The 19,115-nt window shown below is 71.7% G+C and carries 11 protein-coding genes and 1 tRNA gene; 8 read left to right on the top strand and 4 right to left on the bottom strand.

What is annotated here, in order from left to right; all coding sequences use genetic code 11:
* Nucleotides 1-29: 29 nt before the first annotated feature.
* Nucleotides 30-1,214: a helix-turn-helix domain-containing protein gene (locus tag B5D66_RS26095; protein WP_235000950.1), complete on the bottom strand. Its 1,185-nt coding sequence runs from the start codon at nucleotides 1,212-1,214 to the stop codon at nucleotides 30-32.
* A gap of 180 nt (nucleotides 1,215-1,394) precedes the next feature.
* On the bottom strand, nucleotides 1,395-1,964 hold the full coding sequence (locus tag B5D66_RS11955) for a TetR/AcrR family transcriptional regulator (RefSeq protein WP_159457257.1): 570 nt from the start codon (nucleotides 1,962-1,964) through the stop codon (nucleotides 1,395-1,397).
* Between the two features lie 505 nt (nucleotides 1,965-2,469).
* Here B5D66_RS11955 and B5D66_RS11950 point away from each other — a divergent pair.
* From B5D66_RS11950 to B5D66_RS11935, 4 genes are all read left to right on the top strand, one after another.
* Nucleotides 2,470-9,750 (top strand): amino acid adenylation domain-containing protein, encoded by a 7,281-nt coding sequence (locus B5D66_RS11950; RefSeq protein ID WP_078761782.1) that lies wholly within the window; start codon nucleotides 2,470-2,472, stop codon nucleotides 9,748-9,750.
* A 1-nt stretch (nucleotide 9,751) separates the two neighbouring features.
* On the top strand, nucleotides 9,752-10,951 hold the full coding sequence (locus B5D66_RS11945; RefSeq protein ID WP_078761781.1) for an FAD-dependent oxidoreductase: 1,200 nt from the start codon (nucleotides 9,752-9,754) through the stop codon (nucleotides 10,949-10,951).
* Nucleotides 10,952-10,955: 4 nt separating this feature from the next.
* A complete protein-coding gene (locus tag B5D66_RS11940; RefSeq protein WP_078761780.1) occupies nucleotides 10,956-11,870 on the top strand; it encodes an SDR family oxidoreductase in 915 nt (304 codons plus the stop codon).
* A 123-nt stretch (nucleotides 11,871-11,993) separates the two neighbouring features.
* A complete protein-coding gene (locus B5D66_RS11935; protein WP_078761779.1) occupies nucleotides 11,994-13,430 on the top strand; it encodes an NAD(P)/FAD-dependent oxidoreductase in 1,437 nt (478 codons plus the stop codon).
* Nucleotides 13,431-14,067: 637 nt separating this feature from the next.
* Here B5D66_RS11935 and B5D66_RS11930 read toward each other — a convergent pair.
* Entirely contained in the window at nucleotides 14,068-14,826 is a 759-nt protein-coding gene (locus B5D66_RS11930; RefSeq protein ID WP_078761778.1) for an IclR family transcriptional regulator, read from the bottom strand.
* A gap of 209 nt (nucleotides 14,827-15,035) precedes the next feature.
* Between B5D66_RS11930 and B5D66_RS11925 the strand changes: the two genes are divergently transcribed.
* The 3 genes from B5D66_RS11925 (at nucleotide 15,036) to B5D66_RS11915 (ending at nucleotide 18,089) form a co-directional block, all read left to right on the top strand.
* Nucleotides 15,036-16,388, top strand: coding sequence for an RraA family protein (locus B5D66_RS11925; protein ID WP_078761777.1), 1,353 nt, complete (start codon nucleotides 15,036-15,038; stop codon nucleotides 16,386-16,388).
* Between the two features lie 100 nt (nucleotides 16,389-16,488).
* Complete coding sequence (locus tag B5D66_RS11920; RefSeq protein ID WP_078761776.1) at nucleotides 16,489-17,835, top strand: TRAP transporter large permease subunit; 1,347 nt, start codon at nucleotides 16,489-16,491, stop codon at nucleotides 17,833-17,835.
* Nucleotides 17,836-17,837: 2 nt separating this feature from the next.
* Nucleotides 17,838-18,089: a hypothetical protein gene (locus B5D66_RS11915; RefSeq protein WP_200813624.1), complete on the top strand. Its 252-nt coding sequence runs from the start codon at nucleotides 17,838-17,840 to the stop codon at nucleotides 18,087-18,089.
* A 203-nt stretch (nucleotides 18,090-18,292) separates the two neighbouring features.
* On the opposite strand, the gene B5D66_RS11910 is transcribed toward B5D66_RS11915, so the two are convergent.
* Nucleotides 18,293-18,365: transfer RNA gene (locus B5D66_RS11910), tRNA-Lys, on the bottom strand.
* A gap of 213 nt (nucleotides 18,366-18,578) precedes the next feature.
* Here B5D66_RS11910 and B5D66_RS11905 point away from each other — a divergent pair.
* Nucleotides 18,579-18,842: a PspC domain-containing protein gene (locus tag B5D66_RS11905; protein ID WP_078761775.1), complete on the top strand. Its 264-nt coding sequence runs from the start codon at nucleotides 18,579-18,581 to the stop codon at nucleotides 18,840-18,842.
* The last annotated feature ends 273 nt before the right edge of the window (nucleotides 18,843-19,115 follow it).

Below are 19,115 nucleotides of genomic sequence, written 5' to 3'. Positions count from 1 at the left end.
CCCGGGCTCCGGAGCCGTCGGGCCGGTCCTCAGTCCTCGCCCACGGCGTTGAGCAGCTCGACCCGGGAGTTCACCCCGTAGTGCCGGAACAGTTTCTTGAGGTGGTAGTTGACGGTGTTGGGAGAGATCGTCAGCCGCCGCGCCACCTGGCCGTTGGTCATCCCCTGGGCGAGGAGGCGCACGATCGCGCGTTCCTTGTCGGTGAGGCGGCGCGTCTTCGCCTCCGAGAGGAGCACCCCTCCGCCCTCGTGCTGCTGGGGGCCGCCCACCTCGCGGCGCAGGATGCGCCGCAGCTCGGAGGGGACCATGGCGGAGAGCACCTGGTGGACGAGCGGGCTGTGGAAGGTGAGGTCGGGGGAGGTCGTCATGAGGCCGAGCGCGCGGGCCTCGTCGATCAGGGGAAGCAGTTCGACCAGCCGCAGCCCCAGCATCGCCCGGACCCGGTCGAGGCTCATCCGGTCCCCGAGCGCCGCCGCGACGCGCAGGAACTGACGGCATTGGGGAGAGCTCTCGTCCAGTACCGCCTTGACCCAGCGGTACAGCCGTTCGGGGAGACGATCCTCCAGGAGCCGCACCTCCGCGGAGGTGACGAGGAGGGTCTGCTCCTCCAGCATGCCGTTCAACAGCTCCACCAGGAGCTTGGGGTGTCCACCGGTCCGTCTCACCAGTTCGGCCACGGGTAACGAGAGGGGCGCTCCGAGGAGGTCGGCGGCCAAGACGGCGGCCTCGGCCGGCGGGATGCTCCCGAGGGGGATGTGCAGGATCTCGTCCCCCGGCAGCGACAGGCGCGAGTGCAGGTGGCGGGAGCAGTTCCCCACCCTGCGGGCGACCAGCCAGACGACGCCCTGCCGGCCCCTTCCCTTCTCGGAGGAGACCAGACCGTCGATCTCCAGCACGCTGAGGAGGTCGGCGTCGTCGATGACGACGAGGCCGCGTCCGTCCCCTTCGCCCTCCTCGGGTAACCGCGACGCCGGACCGTGGAGGAGATTCCTCCTGCTGACGCCGAGCCCCATGTCACGGGCGGTCTCGATGCACTCGCGCAGGAACCGGGTCTTTCCCGAACCGATGGTCCCCTCGACGAATATGAAAGTACTCTCACGGGCCCACGAGTTCTCCAGCGCGTCGACGACCATGGCCATTTCGCGCTGCCGTCCGCGCAGCGGGGGTGTTCTTGCCGTGGGGATGTGAGGTCTGCCCATCAGAGCGCTGTTCACCGTCGTTCTCTCCTGTGAGCTCGTTCGTATCCGTCGTCTGTCGTCAAAGCTCCGCGGGCTCGCCTGGGGCGGAGTCGTCGAGGTCGGGTGGCGCGGCCGTTTCCCGGGCTGGTGAGCGTATTTCTGCGCAGGCAGGAACAACGGCACCCGGATCGCGCGGATGTTGAATTCTTCTTCCTGCTACGGATTCCTCGGTGGTCCGGGAAGCAGGGCGCGAATTGCCGTCTCGATCTCGGCCGCGGTCGGTTTCTCGTCCCGGAGGAGGGAATGCAGGAGTATTCCGTCGATCATTCCCGCCGCGTACCAGGCGCGTACCGGGTCGTCGGTGTAGCAGTACGCGAAGTCCCTGAGGGCGTCCAACCATTCGTCCGTCGCCTTACGGAGGGCGGGACGGCGGGCGGCGAGGAGGAACAGCTCGTACTCGGCGAGCAGATGGCCGGGCAGGGCGACGACCCCCGCGAACAGGAGGGCGAGTTCGTGTCGGTTGTCCCCCGGCGCGGTGAGCCGGCGGACCCGTTCGGCGTCCTCCGTCATCACGCTGCTCAGGGCCGCGGTCAGCAGGTCCTCCAGCCCCGTGAAGTAGTAGGTGGAGGCGGAGGTCGGCAGCCGGGCCTCCTGGGAGACGGTCCGGTGGCTCACGCCGCTGACACCGTCCCTTTCGATGACGCGCAAGGTGGCCTCGATCAACGCGCGGCGTCGCCGGTTGCCCTTGATGCGTCGACCGTCCGTGACGATGGTGGGCTGTTCCAATGTTCTTTCCTTCGTCTCCTGGCGGAACGGGCCGTCCCGCCGATCCGGAGAGTCCAGTGGTGAGGAAACCGGGGACCCCGTGATCGATACGGACAGAAAGTGGGATGACCGTCTCGATTTTTAGCCCCACCGCGCACGGCTGACAACAGAAGGTTATGTGATGTGGATCACTGGACGGGGTGAAGAGTCGGAAGGGGGTCGTGACCTTGGAAAAAGCGAAGAAGTGGCCGCTTATTCCCATGCTGCCGGAAGTGGCCGGTGAACGTCCGGTGCGGAGTGTGACCGTTTTCCTATCTTCGACAAATGAGCGCACATGGCGAGGGTGTGACCCTCTCGTTGGTTGATAACTGAACTAATTCGACTACCCGACCGGCGACTTCCCCTACTTGATCGTGTAGTGGTCGATGGTCGCGCCACCTGGTTACTCTCCAGCGTGTCCTTGGTGACTCGGCGTCCGTGCGCCGAAAGTATTTTTTTCCTCCCCTCGCGGAGAAATGGAAACTCAATGTTCCAGAATCGAACGGTAAATCAAGGGGAAGCGTCAGGGGAATTCTCGCTGAATGCGTATCAGCGGGATGTCTGGACGGCCGAGTCGCGTACTCCGGGTGGCCCCCAGTTCAACGTCGTCGTCGACGAGCGCCTCGAAGGCGACGTGGACGCGGGCCTGTTGCTCGAACACGTCGTGCGGGCCCTGCGCGGCCACGACGCCTTCCGGTTCCGTTTCGGCGAGGACGGCGAGGGCGACCCCGTGGCGCGGCTCGACCCCGCCGACCCGGACGCCTGGACACCCGAGGTGGAGACCGTCGACCTGTCCGGCGAGGAGGACCCCCGGCAGGCGGTGCGGGCCTGGCGGGAACGGGAGCTCGGCCGGCCTCTCGACATCGTGGACGGCCGCCCCTTCTACGCCGCGCTCGTCCGTGAAGGCCCCGAGGCGCTCCACCTCTTCCTGAAGGCCCACCACATCATCGTCGACGCCTGGGCGCTGAACCGGTTGACCCTGGAGATCCTCTCCGCCTACCGGGCCCACGGTGGCGAAGGCGCCTCCGAGATCGGGCCGTCGCCCTCCTTCGTCGAGGCGATCGCGCAACAGCGCGCCTACCACGGATCCGAGCAGTACGAACGGGACCGCGCCTTCCACCGCGAGAACCTGCGGGACGTCGCCCCCGCCCTGTTCGCGCGCGGCGGCGCCGGCCGGCCGCGGCGCGGACGCCACTCCTTCGTCATCGACGGCAAGACGGTCGGGCGGATCCTGGAAGCGGGCGCCTCACCGTTCGCCTACCTGGCCACGGCCTTCGGCGCCTGCCTCGCCCGGATCCACCGCTGCACCGAGACGGTGCTGGGCGTTCCGTTCCTGAACCGGCACACGGAGGGCGAGCGCGCCGTGGTCGGCCAGTTCGCCAACAACCTTCCCCTGCGGGTGACGGTCGACGAGGCGACCCCGCTGCTCGACCTGGCCGAGCAGGTCCGCGGCCGGCTGCGCGAACTGCGGGAGTACGAGCGCCTGCCGTTCGGCGAGATCCTGCGCGAACTGCCCGCGCAGGGGGCCGACGCGCGCCGGCTCTTCGACGTCACCCTGTCCTACATGCGCTACCCGCGCCCCTCCGAGATCCCCGGGGTCACCCGCACGACCACCATCATGGCCCCGGTGCACGACGCCAACGTCCTGTCGGTCATGGTGCACGCCTTCGAGGACGAGGAAGGCCTGCGCGTGGACCTGGACTACGCGCGTGACGTCTTCGACGGCGACTTCACCGCCGAGGCGCTGGCCGGACACGTCCAAGAGCTCATCCGCAAGGGCCTGGACCTTCGGGAGCTCCCGCTGTCGGCGCTGTCCATGCTGACGGCCGAGGAGTACGAGGAGGTCGTCCGCCTCCGGCAGGGGGAGACCGCGCCCTACCCGGCGGAGAAGACGCTGCACGAGCTCTTCGCCGAACAGGCCGCCCGCCACCCCGACCTGCCGGCCGTGGTCGACGACGCCTCCGGCGAGGTCCTCTCCTACGCCGAGCTCGACCGGCGGTCCAACCAGGTGGCCCGCGCGCTACGCGCGGACGGGGTTGGCCCCGGCGAGCGCGTCGCGGTCATGGCCCGGCGCGGCCCGGAACTGCTCCCCGGCCTGTTGGGGGTGCTGAAGGCGGGCGGCGCCTACGTCCCCGTCGACCCCGGCTACCCGGCCGCGCGGATCCAGATGCTGCTGGAGGACAGCCGGGCCAGGGCGGTCCTCGTCGGGGGCGGCGTCGAGGCCGGGACGGTCGCGACGACGGCGCCGGTCCACGAGATCTCCGGGCTGTACCGGGGCTCCGACGCCCCGCTGGCCCCGCTCGCCACCTCCGAGGACGTCGCCTACGTCATCTACACCTCGGGGTCCACCGGGCGCCCCAAGGGGGTCATGGTGGAGCACCACTCCGTGGTCAACCGCCTCACCTGGATGCAGCGGCGCTACCCGATCGGGCCGGGGGACACCCTCCTGCAGAAGACGCCGATCTCCTTCGACGTGTCGGTGTGGGAACTGTTCTGGTGGGCCTGCGAGGGCGCCCGGGTGGCCCTGCTGCCCCCCGGCGGTGAAAAGGATCCCCGGGAGATCGTCCGGGCGATCCGCGACCACGGCGTGACCGCGGTCCACTTCGTGCCGTCGATGCTGGGCCCCTTCCTCGACCTGCTGGAGGACGCGCCGCGTCCCCACGAGCAGACCCCCTCGTTGCGCCACGTCTTCTGCAGCGGCGAGGCGCTGCCGGCGGAGCGGGTCAACCAGTTCAACCGCGTCTTCGCCGCCGCCGCGGAGCGGGCGCCCCTGCTGGTCAACCTGTACGGCCCCACCGAGGCGGCCGTGGACGTCACCTACCACGACTGCCCGCCGGCCGCGCAGGGCCCAGTCACCCGCGTCCCGATCGGCCGTCCCGTCGAGAACACCACGATCTACGTGCTCGGCGAGCACGGCGGCCCCCAGCCGGTGGGTGTCCCCGGAGAGCTGTGCATCGGCGGCGTCCAGGTCGCCCGCGGCTACCTCGACCGTCCCGAGCTGACCGCCGAACGGTTCGTCAAGGACCCGTTCAACCCCGGGGGACGGCTGTACCGCACGGGCGACCTCGCCCGCCTGCTCGCCGACGGCACCATCGAGTACCTCGGCCGTATCGACGGCCAGGTCAAGATCCGCGGCAACCGGGTCGAGCTCGGCGAGGTGCACAACGCCCTGGTCTCGCTCGACGGGGTCGACGACGCGGTCGTGGTGGACCACCGGCCCGAGGGGCGCGGCCCGGTCCTCGTCGGCTACTACACGGCGGGCGCCGAGATCGACCCGGCCGAACTCCGCGCCCGCCTGGGGGAGTCCCTCCCCGAGTACATGGTCCCCTCGCACTTCGTCCGGATCGACCGCATCCCGCTCACCCCCAACGGCAAGGCCGACCGCAGGGCGCTGCCCGCCCCCACCACCGCGGCGTCCGACACCCGCGGGGGCGCGCCGCGCACCGCCACCGAGGCCGCGCTGGCCGACATCTGGGCGCGGGTGATCGGCGTCGAGCGGGTCGGCGTGCACGACGACTACTTCGCGCTGGGCGGCGACTCCATCATGATGCTGCGCGTCCGCGCGCTCGCGGAGAAGCAGGGCATCCACTTCACGCTGACCGATCTCGTGCGCAACCCGACGGTCGCGGCGCTGGCCGGGTTGGCCTCCGCCGTGGACCACCGGGACGCGCGCCCGGGCGGTGACGGCGAACTGGAGCCCTTCGCGCTGGTCTCCCGCGTGGACCGGGCCCGCCTGGAGGGGGCGGAGGACGCCTACCCGCTCACCCGCCTCCAGCTCGGCCTGCTCTTCCACAGCAGGGAGCAGCAGGACTCCGCGGTCTACAAGGACGTGTTCCGCTACAGCCTCGTCCTGCCCTGGGACGAGGACGCCTTCCGCGCGGCGCACGGCCGGCTCGTCGCCCGGCATCCCGCCCTGCGATCCTCCTTCTCCCTGGCCGGCCACTCCGAGCCGTTGCAGATCGTCCACCCCACCGTGGCGGGCGGGCTGGACGTGGTCGACCTACGCGCCGAGCCGCGCGAGCGGGCCGAGGCGCGCATCCACGGGCACATGCAGGAGCGACGCCTCTACGACTACCGGTTCGACCAGGCCCCGCTCTACCACCTGCGGGTGTTCCTGCTCGCGGACAGCGTCGAGTTCGTCCTCAGCTTCCACCACGCCCTTCTCGACGGTGGCAGCGTGGCCAACCTCGTCTCCGAGCTGCTGCGTGACTACCTCCACGACCGGGGCGGCGACATCGCGCCGGTGCCACAGGAGGAGATCCCCTCACCGGGGCTGCACGTCGCGGCCGAGCGCGAGGCCATCGCGGCGCAGGAGAGCCGGCGCTACTGGCGGGACAAGCTCGCCGGCGCGGTGCCGCCGCTCCTGGAGGGGTTCCGTCCCTACGCGCCCGCGGGCGGGGACGACGGCCTGATCGTCCGCCAGGTGCCGTTGCCCGACGGGCTCACCGAGGCCGTCCGCGGTGTCGCCCGGGAACGCGAGGTTCCCGTGAAGTCCGTGCTGTTCGCCGCGCACACCCTCCTTCTCCGGGTGTTCTCGGGCCAGACCGACATCACCACGGGGCTGGTCACCCACGGTCGTCCCGACGTTGAGGGGGCCGAGCGCATGTGCGGCATCTTCCTCAACTCGATGCCGGTGCGGGTGACGGCGCAGGCCGCCACCTGGTTCGACGCGGTGCGCGACGTGGTCGCCCAGGAGCGGGAGAGCCACCCGCACCGGCGGGTCCCCCTCGCCGTCATCCAGGAGGACCTGGGCGGCACCGCCCTGGTCGACACCGCCTTCAACTTCATCCACTTCCGCCAGCTCGGCGAGGTCTTCCAGGTCCCCGGGACGCGCAGTCTCGGCTTCACCGCCTGGGAGGAGACCAACTTCGCGCTGCTGGTCAACGCCATGGCCGATCCGGTGGACGGCGGCATCCAGCTGCGGATGGACTTCTCCGGCCGGCAGTTCACCCAGGCCCAAAGCGAGCTGTACGCGGACACCTTCGTGCGCCTTCTGCGCCGTATCGCCGAGCGCCCGGACGAGCCGGTGGACTTCTCCGGCCTCGCCCCCGCGACCGAGACGTCGGAGCCGGCCCGTCAGCACCCCGACGTGGTGACGGCGTTCGAGGAGCAGGTGCGCCGGGTGCCGGACGCGCCCGCGGTGGTGGCCGAGGAACTGACCTGGTCCTACGCGGAACTGGGCCGCATCACCGAACGGATCGCCCGGATCCTGCTGCGCCTGGGGGCCCGGCCCGGCGACCGGATCGGCATCCTGATGGAGCGGTCGCCGCGGACCGTCGCGGTCCTCGTCGGCGCCGCCCGGGCCGGCTGCTCGGTGGTGCCGTTGGACACCTCCTATCCGCTGGAACGCCTGCGCGCGATGGTCGAGCAGGGCGACCCCGTGCGCGTCGTCGCCGACGAGGCCCACGAGCACCTGGTCGAGGACGGGGCCGTGCTGCTGCCCGCCGAGTCGTTGTTCGACGGCACCCTTGACCCCGCCGGCCCCGGCCGACGGCAGCCGCACCTGCCCGGGATCGACCCGGGAGGCGAGGCCTACCTGCTGTTCACCTCCGGGTCCACGGGCAGGCCCAAGGGGGTCTCGATGCCCCACCGTGCCCTGGCCAACCTCGTGGCCTGGCAGAACGGCATCCCCAGCGGCGCGGTCGGGGGGCGCACCTTGCAGTACGCCCCGCTCAGCTTCGACGTCTCCTTCCAGGAGCTGTACTCGACGCTGTGCGGCGGGGGCGCGCTCGTGGTGATCGACGAGGAACTGCGGCGCGACATGCCCGCGCTGCTGCGCCTGGTCGACCGCGCGGGCGTGGAGCGGATCTTCCTGCCCTACGTGGCCCTCCAGCGGTTGGCGGAGGCCTCCGACACCCTCGGCATCGTCCCCTCGGCGCTGCGGGCCGTCATCTCCTCCGGCGAGCAGCTGCGGGTGACCGACGAGATCCGCAGGTTCTGCTCCTCCCTGGACGGCGCCCTCCTGGAGAACCAGTACGGGCCCACCGAGAGCCACGTGGTGACCGCGTTCACCATGAGCGGGGATCCGGCGGGCTTCCCGGCGCTGCCGCCGATCGGCCGCCCCATCGACGGCGCCCGCGTGCTCGTCCTCGACTCTGGGATGCGCCCGGTCCCGGTCGGTGGCAAGGGCGAGATCTACCTGGGCGGCGTCTGCCTGGCCGACGGCTACGCCGGCCGGCCCGACCTCACCGGGGAACGTTTCCTGGACGATCCCGCGCGGCCCGGGGAGCGTCTCTACCGGACCGGCGACGTCGGCATGGTGCTGCCCGGCGGGGAGGTCGTCTGCCTCGGCCGCGCCGACCGGCAGGTGAAGGTGCGCGGATACCGCGTCGAACCGGCCGAGGTCGAACTCGCGATCGCCGAGGCCGCGGCCGCCGGGCTGGCCGACCTCTCCGAGGTCGCCGTCGTGGCGCGGCGCCGTGAGGGCGGGGACACCTTCCTCGCCGCCTTCCTCGTCGGCGACGACGAGCACGCCAACCTCGACGGGATCCGCCGGCGCCTGCGCGCCTCCCTGCCCGAGTACATGGTGCCCGCGCACTACGAGTGGCTGGCGGCCATGCCGCTCACGCCCAGCGGCAAGCGCGACGACGCCGAGCTGATCCAAAGGCGTCTCACCCGGACCGGCGGCGCCGAACGGGTCGCCCCCCGCGACGCGCGGGAACGGACCCTGGTGGAGATGCTCGCCGACCTCCTGGAGGTCGGCGAGGTGGGGGTGCGCGACAACCTGTTCGAGCTCGGGGCCAGTTCCATCACGGCGATGCGGCTGGTCGTGCTCATCGAGCAGCGGTTCGGCGTGGCGCTGCCGCTGTCGGACTTCATCGCCGCGCCGACGGTGGCCGAGCTGGCGCAGCGCGTCGAGGCGGCGTCCGGGCCGGCCGGGCAGGCCGCGGCGACGGAGTTCAACCCGCTCGTCCCCATCCGCACCGACGGCGACCGGCCCCCGATGTTCTACGTCCACCCCATGGGCGGCAACGTCTTGTGCTACGTCCCCTTCGCCAAGCACCTGCCGGAGGGACAGCCGTTCTACGCCTTCCAGGCGGCCGGGACCGACGCGGGGACCGAACCGGTGAGCGGGGTCGAGGAGATCGCGGCCGGCTACGTCGAGGCCATGCGCCGCGTCCAACCCGAAGGCCCCTACCACATCGGGGGATGGTCCTTCGGAGGGTTCGTCGCCTTCGAGATGGCGCGCCAACTGCGGGCCGCCGGCCAGCAGGTCGGCTCGCTGATCCTGCTGGACACCACCGCGCTCAACCCCGACCGGGTCCCCTGGACCGACGACGAGGCGCTGATCGGCTGGTTCTTCTGGGAACTGCTCTGGCTGGAACGCGGGGGCGAGTCGCCCGAGGCCGTCCTGCCCGCGGAGCTCACCACGCTGGACGAGAAGTTCGAGTTCATCACCCGGCTGGCGATCGACGAAGGGGTCCTGCCCCAGGGCAGCACCGACGCGATCGTGCGCCGCCTGTTCCACCTGTACCGGACGAACTGGCGCGCGGCCTTCGACTACCGGCCCGACCTGGTCGACCAGGACATGGTGCTCATCCACGCGAAGGAACCGCTGCCCGACGTGCTGATGTCCATGCACAGCGCCATCGGCAGCATGCACGCTGACCCCGCCAACGGGTGGCGGGACTACACCTCGGGACGGCTTCGCGTCGTCGACGTCGAGGGTGACCATCTGACGATCATGGAGGAGCCGTACGTGTCCGACGTCGTCGGCGCGGTCCTGGACGCCTCGGGCCTCCGTACCAAGGGTGACGAGGAGAACTGAGATGAACACGACCAGGACGGCCATCGTGGCCGGCGCCGGAATCGGCGGACTGAGCACCGCGATCGCGCTACGCCGCGTCGGCGTCGACGTTCGGGTCTATGAGCGGGCGCCCGAGATCAGGGCGGCGGGGTCGGGACTGTCGGTCATGAGCAACGCGATCGCCGCGCTCGACTCCCTCGGCATCGACCTCGGCCTGGAAAAGCGCGGCCGGGCGATGGAGAAGTACCTGGTGAAGGACAGGAAGGGCAGGCTCATCAGGGAGTTCCCCTTCCCCGAGATCGTCGAACGGCTCGGCGTGCCCTGCGTCTGCATCAGCCGCGCCGACCTCCTCGCCGCGCTCCAGGAGGAGGCCGAGGGCATCCCCATCGTCGTGGACTCCCCCCTGGAGCGGTTCGAGGTCGAGGGCGGCCGGGTGCGCGCCCACTTCCGCGGCGGGGGCGAGGCCGAGGCGGACCTGCTGGTCGGCGCCGACGGGTTCAACTCCGCGGTCCGGCGCCAGATCGTCGGCCCCGGCGAACCCGCCCACGACAGCGGCTACATCGTGTGGCTGGGCATCACCGACTACGAGCACCCCCGGTTCCCCCCGGGGTCGGTCGTGCACTTCTGGGGCGACGGGATGCGGTTCGGGCTGGTCGACATCGGCCACGGCCGGCTGTACTGGTGGGGCACCAAGAACATGCCCGAGGAGCGTTCGACGACCTGGGACGGCAGCAAGGCCGACATCCTGCGCGCCTACTCCGGCTGGCCCGACGAGGTCCGCGAGGCGATCCGGGTGACCCCGCCCTCCGACATCCTGTCGGTGACCTCGCGGGATCGGCCCTTCCTCGAAGGGTGGGGGCAAGGCCCCGTCACCCTGCTGGGCGACGCCGCCCACCCGATGCTCACCAGTCTCGGGCAGGGATCGGCGATGGCCATCGAGGACGCCGTTGTGCTGGCCTGGCACCTGGAGCGCCAGCCCGACGTCGCGCGGGCCCTGCGCTCTTATGAGAAGGCGCGCGCCGAGCGGACCCGCTCCATCGTGGAGGCGACCCGGTCGATCAGCGACTTCGAACAGTCCGAGGGACCCCTCCGGCGCCGGATACGCGACGGCTACTTCCGCCTGATGTCGCACGCGGCGCTCGTCGGCAAGCTCGAACCGGCGTTGACGTTCCCGGGACCGGACCCGTACGGGACGGTCGCCACGGTCCGAGGGGAGGGCTGATCCGATGCGGGGTACACGCACGATCGCGACACCGCCCCCCGGCCGCGCGGTGGTCGTCACCGGGGCCTCCTCCGGCCTGGGCCGCGAGTGCGCGCTCGACCTGGAGGACCGGGGCTTCCACGTCCTCGCCGGCGTGCGACGCGAGGAGGACGGGGAGAAGCTCGTCGCCGAGTCGCTGCACGGGAGGCTGCGCTACGCGCTCGTCGACGTCACCGACGACGCCTCGGTGACGGCCTGCGCCGAGCGGTGCGAACGCGAGTACGGAGGTCTGTGGGGGCTCGTCAACAACGCGGGCATCTGCGTCTCCGCCCCACTGGAGTGCGTCAGCACCGAGCAGCTGCGGCGCCAGTTCGACACCAACGTCGTCGGCCAGCTCTCCATGATCCGCGCCCACCTCCCACTGCTCCGGCGCAGCCGGGGGCGGATCGTCAACGTCACCTCGGGACTGGGCAGGATCGCCGTCCCCTACCTCGGCGCCTACGCCATGGCCCAGTTCGCCAAGGAGGCCATGAGCGACGCCCTGCGGCGCGAGGTGGCCTCCTCCGGGGTGCGGGTCTCGGTCGTCCGGCCGGGCGCCATCTTGACCCCCATCTGGGGGAAGGTGGCGCAGGTGGGCGGCGAGGTCCTGCGCGGCGCGCCGCCCGGGGTCGCTGAGATCTACCGGGCCTCCTTCGAAGCGTTCCTGGAGGCCAACGCCCAACAGGCGGTGGAGAGCGGCACGACACCCGAGCAGTTCGCCCAGGCGGTGGCCCGCGCGCTGACCGACGCCGCTCCCCGCACCCGCTACCCGGTGGGGGCCGACGTCCGCAGGTTCGAACTGCTCTCCCGCGTCCTGCCCGACGCGCTGCTGGACCGGCGCTTCCGGGGCATGACCCCCGCGCCCGCGGAGTCCGTGGCGCACCCCGCCGCGGCGGGGTGAGGCGCCGCCCGCCCCGGTGCGACACCGGGCGGGCGGCGCCCGCTCCACAACGGGAACCCTCAAATCCCCGGGCCGGCCTGCGCGGAGGCCGGCCCGGCCGCCCGACCCGACGAAGGTGGAACGATGACCGATCTCGTCCTGCGCCCCGGCTGGCCCCGTCCGGGGGTGCCCGCACCGCAACAGCGCACCTTCTGGATGCGACAGGCGTTCGCCGACGAGCCGGAGGACGGCCGCGCGCCGCGGCTGGAGGGGGCGGCGAGCTGCGACGTCTGCGTCGTCGGCGGTGGCTACACCGGGCTGTGGACGGCGTTGGAGATCCTGCGCCGGGCTCCGGGAACCGACGTCATGCTCATCGACGCGGACGTGTGCGGCGGCGGCGCGAGCGGGGCCAACGCCGGCTACCTCATGCCGCTGTGGGGCCGCTTCGCCGCCCTGGTGGCCATCAGCGACCACGCCGAGGCGCGCCGGATCGGAGAGGAGTCGGCGCTGGCGGTCCAGGAGATCGGCTCCTTCCTCCACGACAACGGCATCGACGCGGACTACCGGCCCGCCTCCTGGCTGTGGGCGGCGTCCTCGCGAGCCCAGGACGGGGCCTGGCACCAGACCATGAGGGACCTGGACCGCGCCGAGGTCGCGCCGATGCGCCCGCTCTCCGCCGAGGAGACCCGCCGGCTCACCGGCACCCGCCACCACTTCGGCGGGGTCCTGGATCCCGGCTGCGCGACGCTGAACCCCGCCAAACTGGTGCGCGGCATGCGCCGGGTGGCGCTGGACCTGGGGGTGCGTGTCCACGAGCGGACCCCCCTCACCGCCCTGCGCGCGGGCCGGCGCACCCAGGTGCGTACGCCGCGCGGCCTGATCTCCGCCGACCGGGTCGTCCTGGCCGTCAACGCCTGGGCGGGACAGGTGGAGGACATCGGCCGCCGCATGGTCACCGTCGCCACCGACACCCTGGTCACCCGGCCCGCCCCCGACGCGCTGGAGGCGATCGGCTGGGACGGCGACATCGCGGTGACCGACTCCCGGCGCCGCCTGAACTTCTACCGGACGACGCCCGACGGCCGGCTCCTCTTCGGCAAGGGAGGGATCGCCGCGGCGTACGGGAGGAACGCCAGCGGCATGTGGGGGGCACCGTTGCGCCTGGGCGAGGTGAAGAGGCAGATGGCGCGGCTCTTCCCGTCCCTGGCGGGGCTTCCCGTGGAGCACGCCTGGACCGCGCCCGTGGAGTACTCGGTCACCTCGCTGCCGTTCGCCGGGCGCCTGCGCTCGGTCCCGGGCGTCTACTACGGGGCCGGCTACTCGGGGGACGGGATCGCGGCGTCCCGCCTGATGGGCAAGGTCCTCGCGGCCCTGGCGCTGGGGGACAGGGACGAGTGGTCGGATTCCGCGTTCACCCGTCCGCCGAGCGGGTGGATCCCCCCGGACCCGTTCCGCTACCTCGGCGCGAACGTCGTCCTGTCCGCCCTGCGCGCGAGGGAGGCCTACGAGGACCGCGGCAGACGGGTGCCGGTCCCGGTGCGGCTGCTCGCCTCGATCGACCCCTCCGCCTTCGGGCACTGAACAGGGCCGGCCGGTGGGCCTGCCGTAGAGGGACGGCATCGGGAGCAGGGCCTTCGGCGGACGCCGCGGGGCTGCTCCCGGACATCGGTCCGGGACCGAACGGCCCATTCCGGGGGGAGCGCGTCAGGGGTGGGGCCTTCCGGGGAGGGCGTTCGCGGTCGCGGGGGACTCTCCTCGCCCGGTGGTGCGGCGCCTCTGAGGGAAGCCCGGCGCTCTCCCCGCGGCCCTGTCCCGCGACGCGCCGGACGGCGACGCCGCCGGCACCCGTTCCAAGGCCGCCCGTTGTCACGGGGCCGGGCCTGCCGAGGGCCGTCCCACTGTGCGCGGCTCCCGTCAGGGAAGGAGCGCCGCCGCCTGCCCGGTCCTTTGGAAGGCCGGCGCCGGGTCGCCGACGGGAACTCCCCTCCGGGCCGTCGACAGGAGACGGACCGGGGGTCCTTGACCGCCGGCGCGCCTACGCCGACATGCCGGCGTTCGGCCACCCCTCCGACATGACCGGCCGGCCGGTGAAGAGCATCCCCGCGGTGTCGACGCGAACGGCGTCCCGGTCGGTATACGGCTCGTCGGCGTCACCCACTGTCTGGGACGGGGCGGCTCGGGCGGGGGCCGGCGCCGTGGAGCCGGCGACCGGGTCGGCTCAGATCCTGACGCCGATCGCGCCGGCCCCCCGGGACAGCTCCGGAAGGAACGACAGGAGCTGGTCGACGCTGGTCTTCTCGGCGGTGGTGACGAGGTTGATGGCGGCCACGAGGACGCCTTCTGCGTCCTGGACCCGGTGGGTCAGGCTGAGCGCGCCGAGTTCACGCTCGGAGTCGGCCAGGTAGTAGCCGAGTTCTCGGACCCGGACGATCTGCTCCCTCAGGTCATCGGCGTTTTGGACACGTCCCGAGGCCAGTCGGATCTGGTCGTATCGGGAGAGGTAGCGGTCGAGCTCCTCCTCGTCCCACGCGCTGAGGAGCACCTTGCCGCCGCCGACGTCGAGTGGGACGCGGCGTCCGATGGGGAACTGGTAGCGCATGGGCTCGGCGCCGTCCACGCGGGCGACGAGGATGCGTTCCTCACCCGACTGGACGAAGAGCGAGGAGGTCAGACCCGTGGTCGCCGACAGTTCGGTCAGGATCGGCGTCGCCACGGTGCTGAGACGGTCGTTGACCACGAACGCGTGCGCCAGGGACAGGATCACCGGTCCCAGGGAGTACCCCAGTCGGTCCTGTTGGATGTAGCCGCGCCGCATCAGCTGGTTGACGGTGCGCTGGGTCGTGGCCACGTGCAGGCCGCTCTCGCGGGCGATATCGCTGAGCCGCATGGGGCCGCGAGAACGCTCTAGGCACTCCAGGACGTCCAGGGCCCGGTCGAGTGTGCGCCCCTGGTTTCCGCTCGTCGCCGTGCTTCCCACTTTCCGCCCTTGTCCGCCGTCCGCGATGGTCCGTGTCTCTTCCTCGCTGTCCGGGGGCGTCAGGCCCTGTCGCCACGGCGCTTCGGCCCTCCCTCGGCCCTCCCAACGTATCGGACGGGTTTCCGGGAGGTTGACAGTTCGAAGCGGCGCAGGTCACACTGCTTTGCATTCCGCAATAAAACTTATCATCCAGTGATAGTAGGTGTGAGATGCAGGTAGGGGTGCTCGGACTCGGGGAGGCCGGTGCCGTCTACGCCGGCGCGTTCGCCGAGGCGGGCTGGACCACGGTGGGCTTCGACCCCGCGACCGCGACGCCCACCCCCGAAGGCGTCACCCGCGCGACCTCCGCGCGGGAGGCCGTCCTCGGCGCCGACCTCGTGCTGAGCCTCGTCACGGGAGCGCACGCCGTCACCGCCGCTGAGGCCGCGCTGCCGGGACTGCGGGCACAGACGGTCTATGTGGACATGAACGCCGCCGCCCCCGAGACCAAAGCCGAGGTGGCCCGCGTCATCGGCGCATCGGCGCAGGTCGTGGACGGTGCGATCATCGGGTCGGTGATGAAGTTCGGGGCCAGGGCCACCGTGCTGCTGTCGGGCCCCCACTCCGAGGAGGCCGCCCGGCTGCTGAGCGCCGTCGATTCCCAGGCCGAGGCGATCGGCGGTCAGGTGGGCGAGGCCTCACGGCGCAAACTGCTGCGCAGCGTCTTCATGAAAGGGCTGGGCGCCCTGATCACCGAGGCGGTGGACGCCGGCAGGGCGGCGGGGGAGGAGATCTGGATGCGCGCCCAGATCTCCGACGCCCTCACCGACGGCTCCCGGGCACTGGAACGCCTCGACAACGGCACGCGCGTCCACGCCCTGCGGCGGGCCGACGAACTCCGGGCCAGCATCGAGCTCCTCGACGCCCTCGGAGTCGCCGCACCGGTGAGCCGGGGAGCGGCCGACCGCCACCTGGGCCTGGCCCGTGGCGGCGGCGAGGACGCCGACCGGATCGCCGACGCCTTCGCGGAGGTGCCCACCGCGGCCATCGGCGACGGACGCGACCGCCTCGGCTTCGTCTCCCCGCGGATCCGCCCCGTCTGGCCGGGGGCCCACCTGACAGGGCGCGCGCTCACGGTCACGACCCGACCGGGCGACAACCGCGCCCTGCACCAGGCGCTGACCCTCGCCCGCCCCGGCGACGTCCTGGTCGTGGACGGCGGCGGCGACATCTCCCGCGCGCTGCTGGGCGAGCTCATCGTCGAACGCGCCATCAACAAGGGCGTCCGCGGCATGGTCGTCGACGGAGCGGTGCGCGACACCAAGGAGATCCGCGAACTCGGCTTTCCCGTCTGGGCGGCGGGCGTCTCCCCGGCCGGCCCCTACAAGGACGGCCCCGGGCACGTCGGCCGCGCCATCTCCATCGGTGGCGTGGTCTGCCAGAACGGCGACATCGTCGTCGCCGACGACGACGGGGTCTTCATCGTCCCCCGGACGGAGGCCGAGCAGACCCTGAGAGCGGCCACGGAGGTCGTCGCCGAGGAGGAGCGCCGCCGCGCCGCCATCAGGGGGGAGCGCGGATGAGGTCCCCCGGCGCGCGCGGACCGTCCCCGCGGCCCCGCCCCGACGCCCGCCCCGCCACCGGGCGTCGCCACCCCCGTCCCCGTTCACCGAAGGTCGGCCCATGCCCATCGCACTCCTAGCCCTCGCCGCCTTCATCGCCGTGATCATCGGCTGGAACGTCGTGTTCAAGCGCAACATGGGCGAGGCCATGTTGCTCGGGCTGGTCGTCACCTCCCTCTTCGCCGGAACGCAGGCCCCCGCCTACCTCCTGGGCGGGCTGGCCGACGCGCTCACCCACGACGTGCTTTACGCGGCCCTGGCCTTCGTGTTCATGGCCTACCTGATCGACATCACCGGGTTGATCCAGAAGATCCTGGCCATCCTGAACTCCGTCTTCGGGCGGATCCGGGGCGGCCCCGCCTACATCGACACGGCTGGTTCGGTGGTCTTCGGCACCCTGTCCGGGTCGAACTCCGCCAACACCGCCTCCACCGGCTCCTTCACCGGCCCGTGGATGGTGCGCACCGGCTGGTCCCCCACACGGGCCGCCACGGTGCTGGCGGGCAACGGGGGCATGGGGGCCGCGCTGCCGCCCAGCGCCTCCATGGTCATCATGGTCGGCTTCGCCGGTGGCATGGTCACCACGGGGCAGGTCTACCTCGGGCTGCTCGTGGCCGGCGCCTACCAGGTCCTGCTGCGCATGGGACTGGTCATGTACTTCGTGCGCAGGGACGGCATCGCCAAGGTCGCCGAGGAGGAGCTGACGCCGCTGGGCACGGCGTTGCGCCAGGGAGCGGGCGCGCTGTCGATCTTCCTGGGCGCGCTCATCCCCATCGTCGTCACCGTGGGCCCGCTGGGCACCTACCTCGCCGAGTCCACGGCCCTGGGCGACGCCATGGACGACATCTCGCTGCTGACCTGGATCCCGATCCTGATCATCGGTTTCGCGCTCGTCGCCGGGCGCGACCGGCTGCCCAGGAACGCGCGCGGCTGGTCGACCCTGCTGGACGGCGCGCTGCCCAAGTTCGCCACGGTCGGCGCGCTGCTGTTCTTCGCGATCGCGGCCAGCGAGGTGCTCGGGCGCCTGGGCCTGGCCGAGGACGTCAACAACCTTCTCCAGACCCTGCCGGTCAACCGGGTGCTGATGGTGGTGGTCGTCGGCCTGGTGATCACCCTGGTCGCCGGTCCGCTCTCCTCCACCGCGACGCTCACGGCGGTGGGCCAGATCTCCTTCCTGGCGCTGGTCGGGGTGGGGGTCGATCCCCTGCTCGCGATCATCGCGATCCTGGTGTTCGCCTCCACCGAGGGCGCCTCCCCGCCCGCGTCGGGGTCGATTTTCGTCGCGGCGGGACTGACGGGAGCGCGCCCTGAGAGCACCTTCGTCCCGTTGATCGCCTACTACATGATCCCGATCTTCCTCATCGGCTGCCTCATCGGATGGGGCGCCCTACCGATCCTGGGGAGCTGACCGTGACCGATGTGAAAGTACGGGCCTACGCCCTGGTCAGGACCCTGTTCAAGATCGCCCTGATCATCTGTTTCGCCCTGGGGACCCTGCTCGTCCTCGGGCAGGTGGCCGGGGTGATCGTCCAACGACCCGGCTGGGTCACCGGCGCGTCGGACCTGTTCTTCGTGCCCACCGTGACGGCCGCCGCGGCCTTCGGGGTCCTGGGCTTCGTCGGGGGCTACCTCGCGCCCGGCACGACCGAAGACGACTCCTGAGGACTGCGGGCGAAGGCCCGAAACGCCGAACCTCGCCCTTTCGGGTGCGGCCCCACGGACCGCCGCTCACCCGGTGACCGCTGCCGTGCCTCCCGCGCGGGGCGGGCCGAGGATGGGTCACCAAGGAGCGGGCGGTGGATCCGCGCACGATGAAACCCCGGGTGGACGCTCCTGGACCGGAGCGCCCACCCGGGGCTGTGCTGTGGGCCCCCAGGGGATCGAACCCTGAACCCGCGGATTAAAAGTCCGCTGCTCTGCCAGTTGAGCTAAGGGCCCTCGCGTGTACCACACATCGTGCCACACCGCCTGCTGACAAGAGTAACGGGTTTTCGCCCCTGACGCGGCACCCCGTCGCGCGTCGAGAAGGCCGCGGCATACGCCGGGCGGGGTTGCCCCGCCCTCGGGGACGGGTCCGGTCAGGGACGTTTCAGGGGAGCGCCAGGGGCGATCCCTATGGGAGAGCGGGGCCAGGTAGGGCAGGGTGAGGTCATGAGCGAAAACTTCGGTGGCAAGAAGAAGTTCCGGCGCAGCAGGGACAGGCGGATGATCGCCGGCGTCTGCGGCGGTATCGGCGAGTTCGTCGGCATCGACGCCAACCTGGTTCGCCTGGCGTTCGCGGTGTTCACCCTGCTCGGCGGCAGCGGCATCCTTCTCTACATCATCGCCTGGCTGGTGATGCCGGAGGGGGACGAGGGGACGTCGGTCCTTGAACATGTCATCCGCAACTTCCAGGGCAAGAAGTCCGACTTCTGACCGTGGCCGGCGGGGTTCCGGACGACACGGTGGGGACGGCCCCCTTCCCGCCCCCGGCGTGGAGGGGGCCGGGAGGTGGCCCGGACCCGCGCGGGGCCGTGTCCGTCGCCCGGGTGCGGTTCCTTGACCGGGCGGAATGCGCCGCCGCGCCGATGGTGTCCGGACCGTGCGACCGGCCGTGCCACGGTCCCTGAGGGGCGGCACGTCCCTCTCGGCTCCGGAGAAGGTTCTCACCGCGTTTCCCACGCCGGGCCACGCGCGTCTCGGGAGACG

Source organism: Marinactinospora thermotolerans DSM 45154, assembly GCF_900167435.1.
GTDB classification, from domain to species: Bacteria; Actinomycetota; Actinomycetes; order Streptosporangiales; family Streptosporangiaceae; genus Marinactinospora; species Marinactinospora thermotolerans.
The sequence above is the reverse complement of the archived record's forward strand: the minus strand, read 5'-3'. Positions and strand labels throughout refer to the sequence as shown.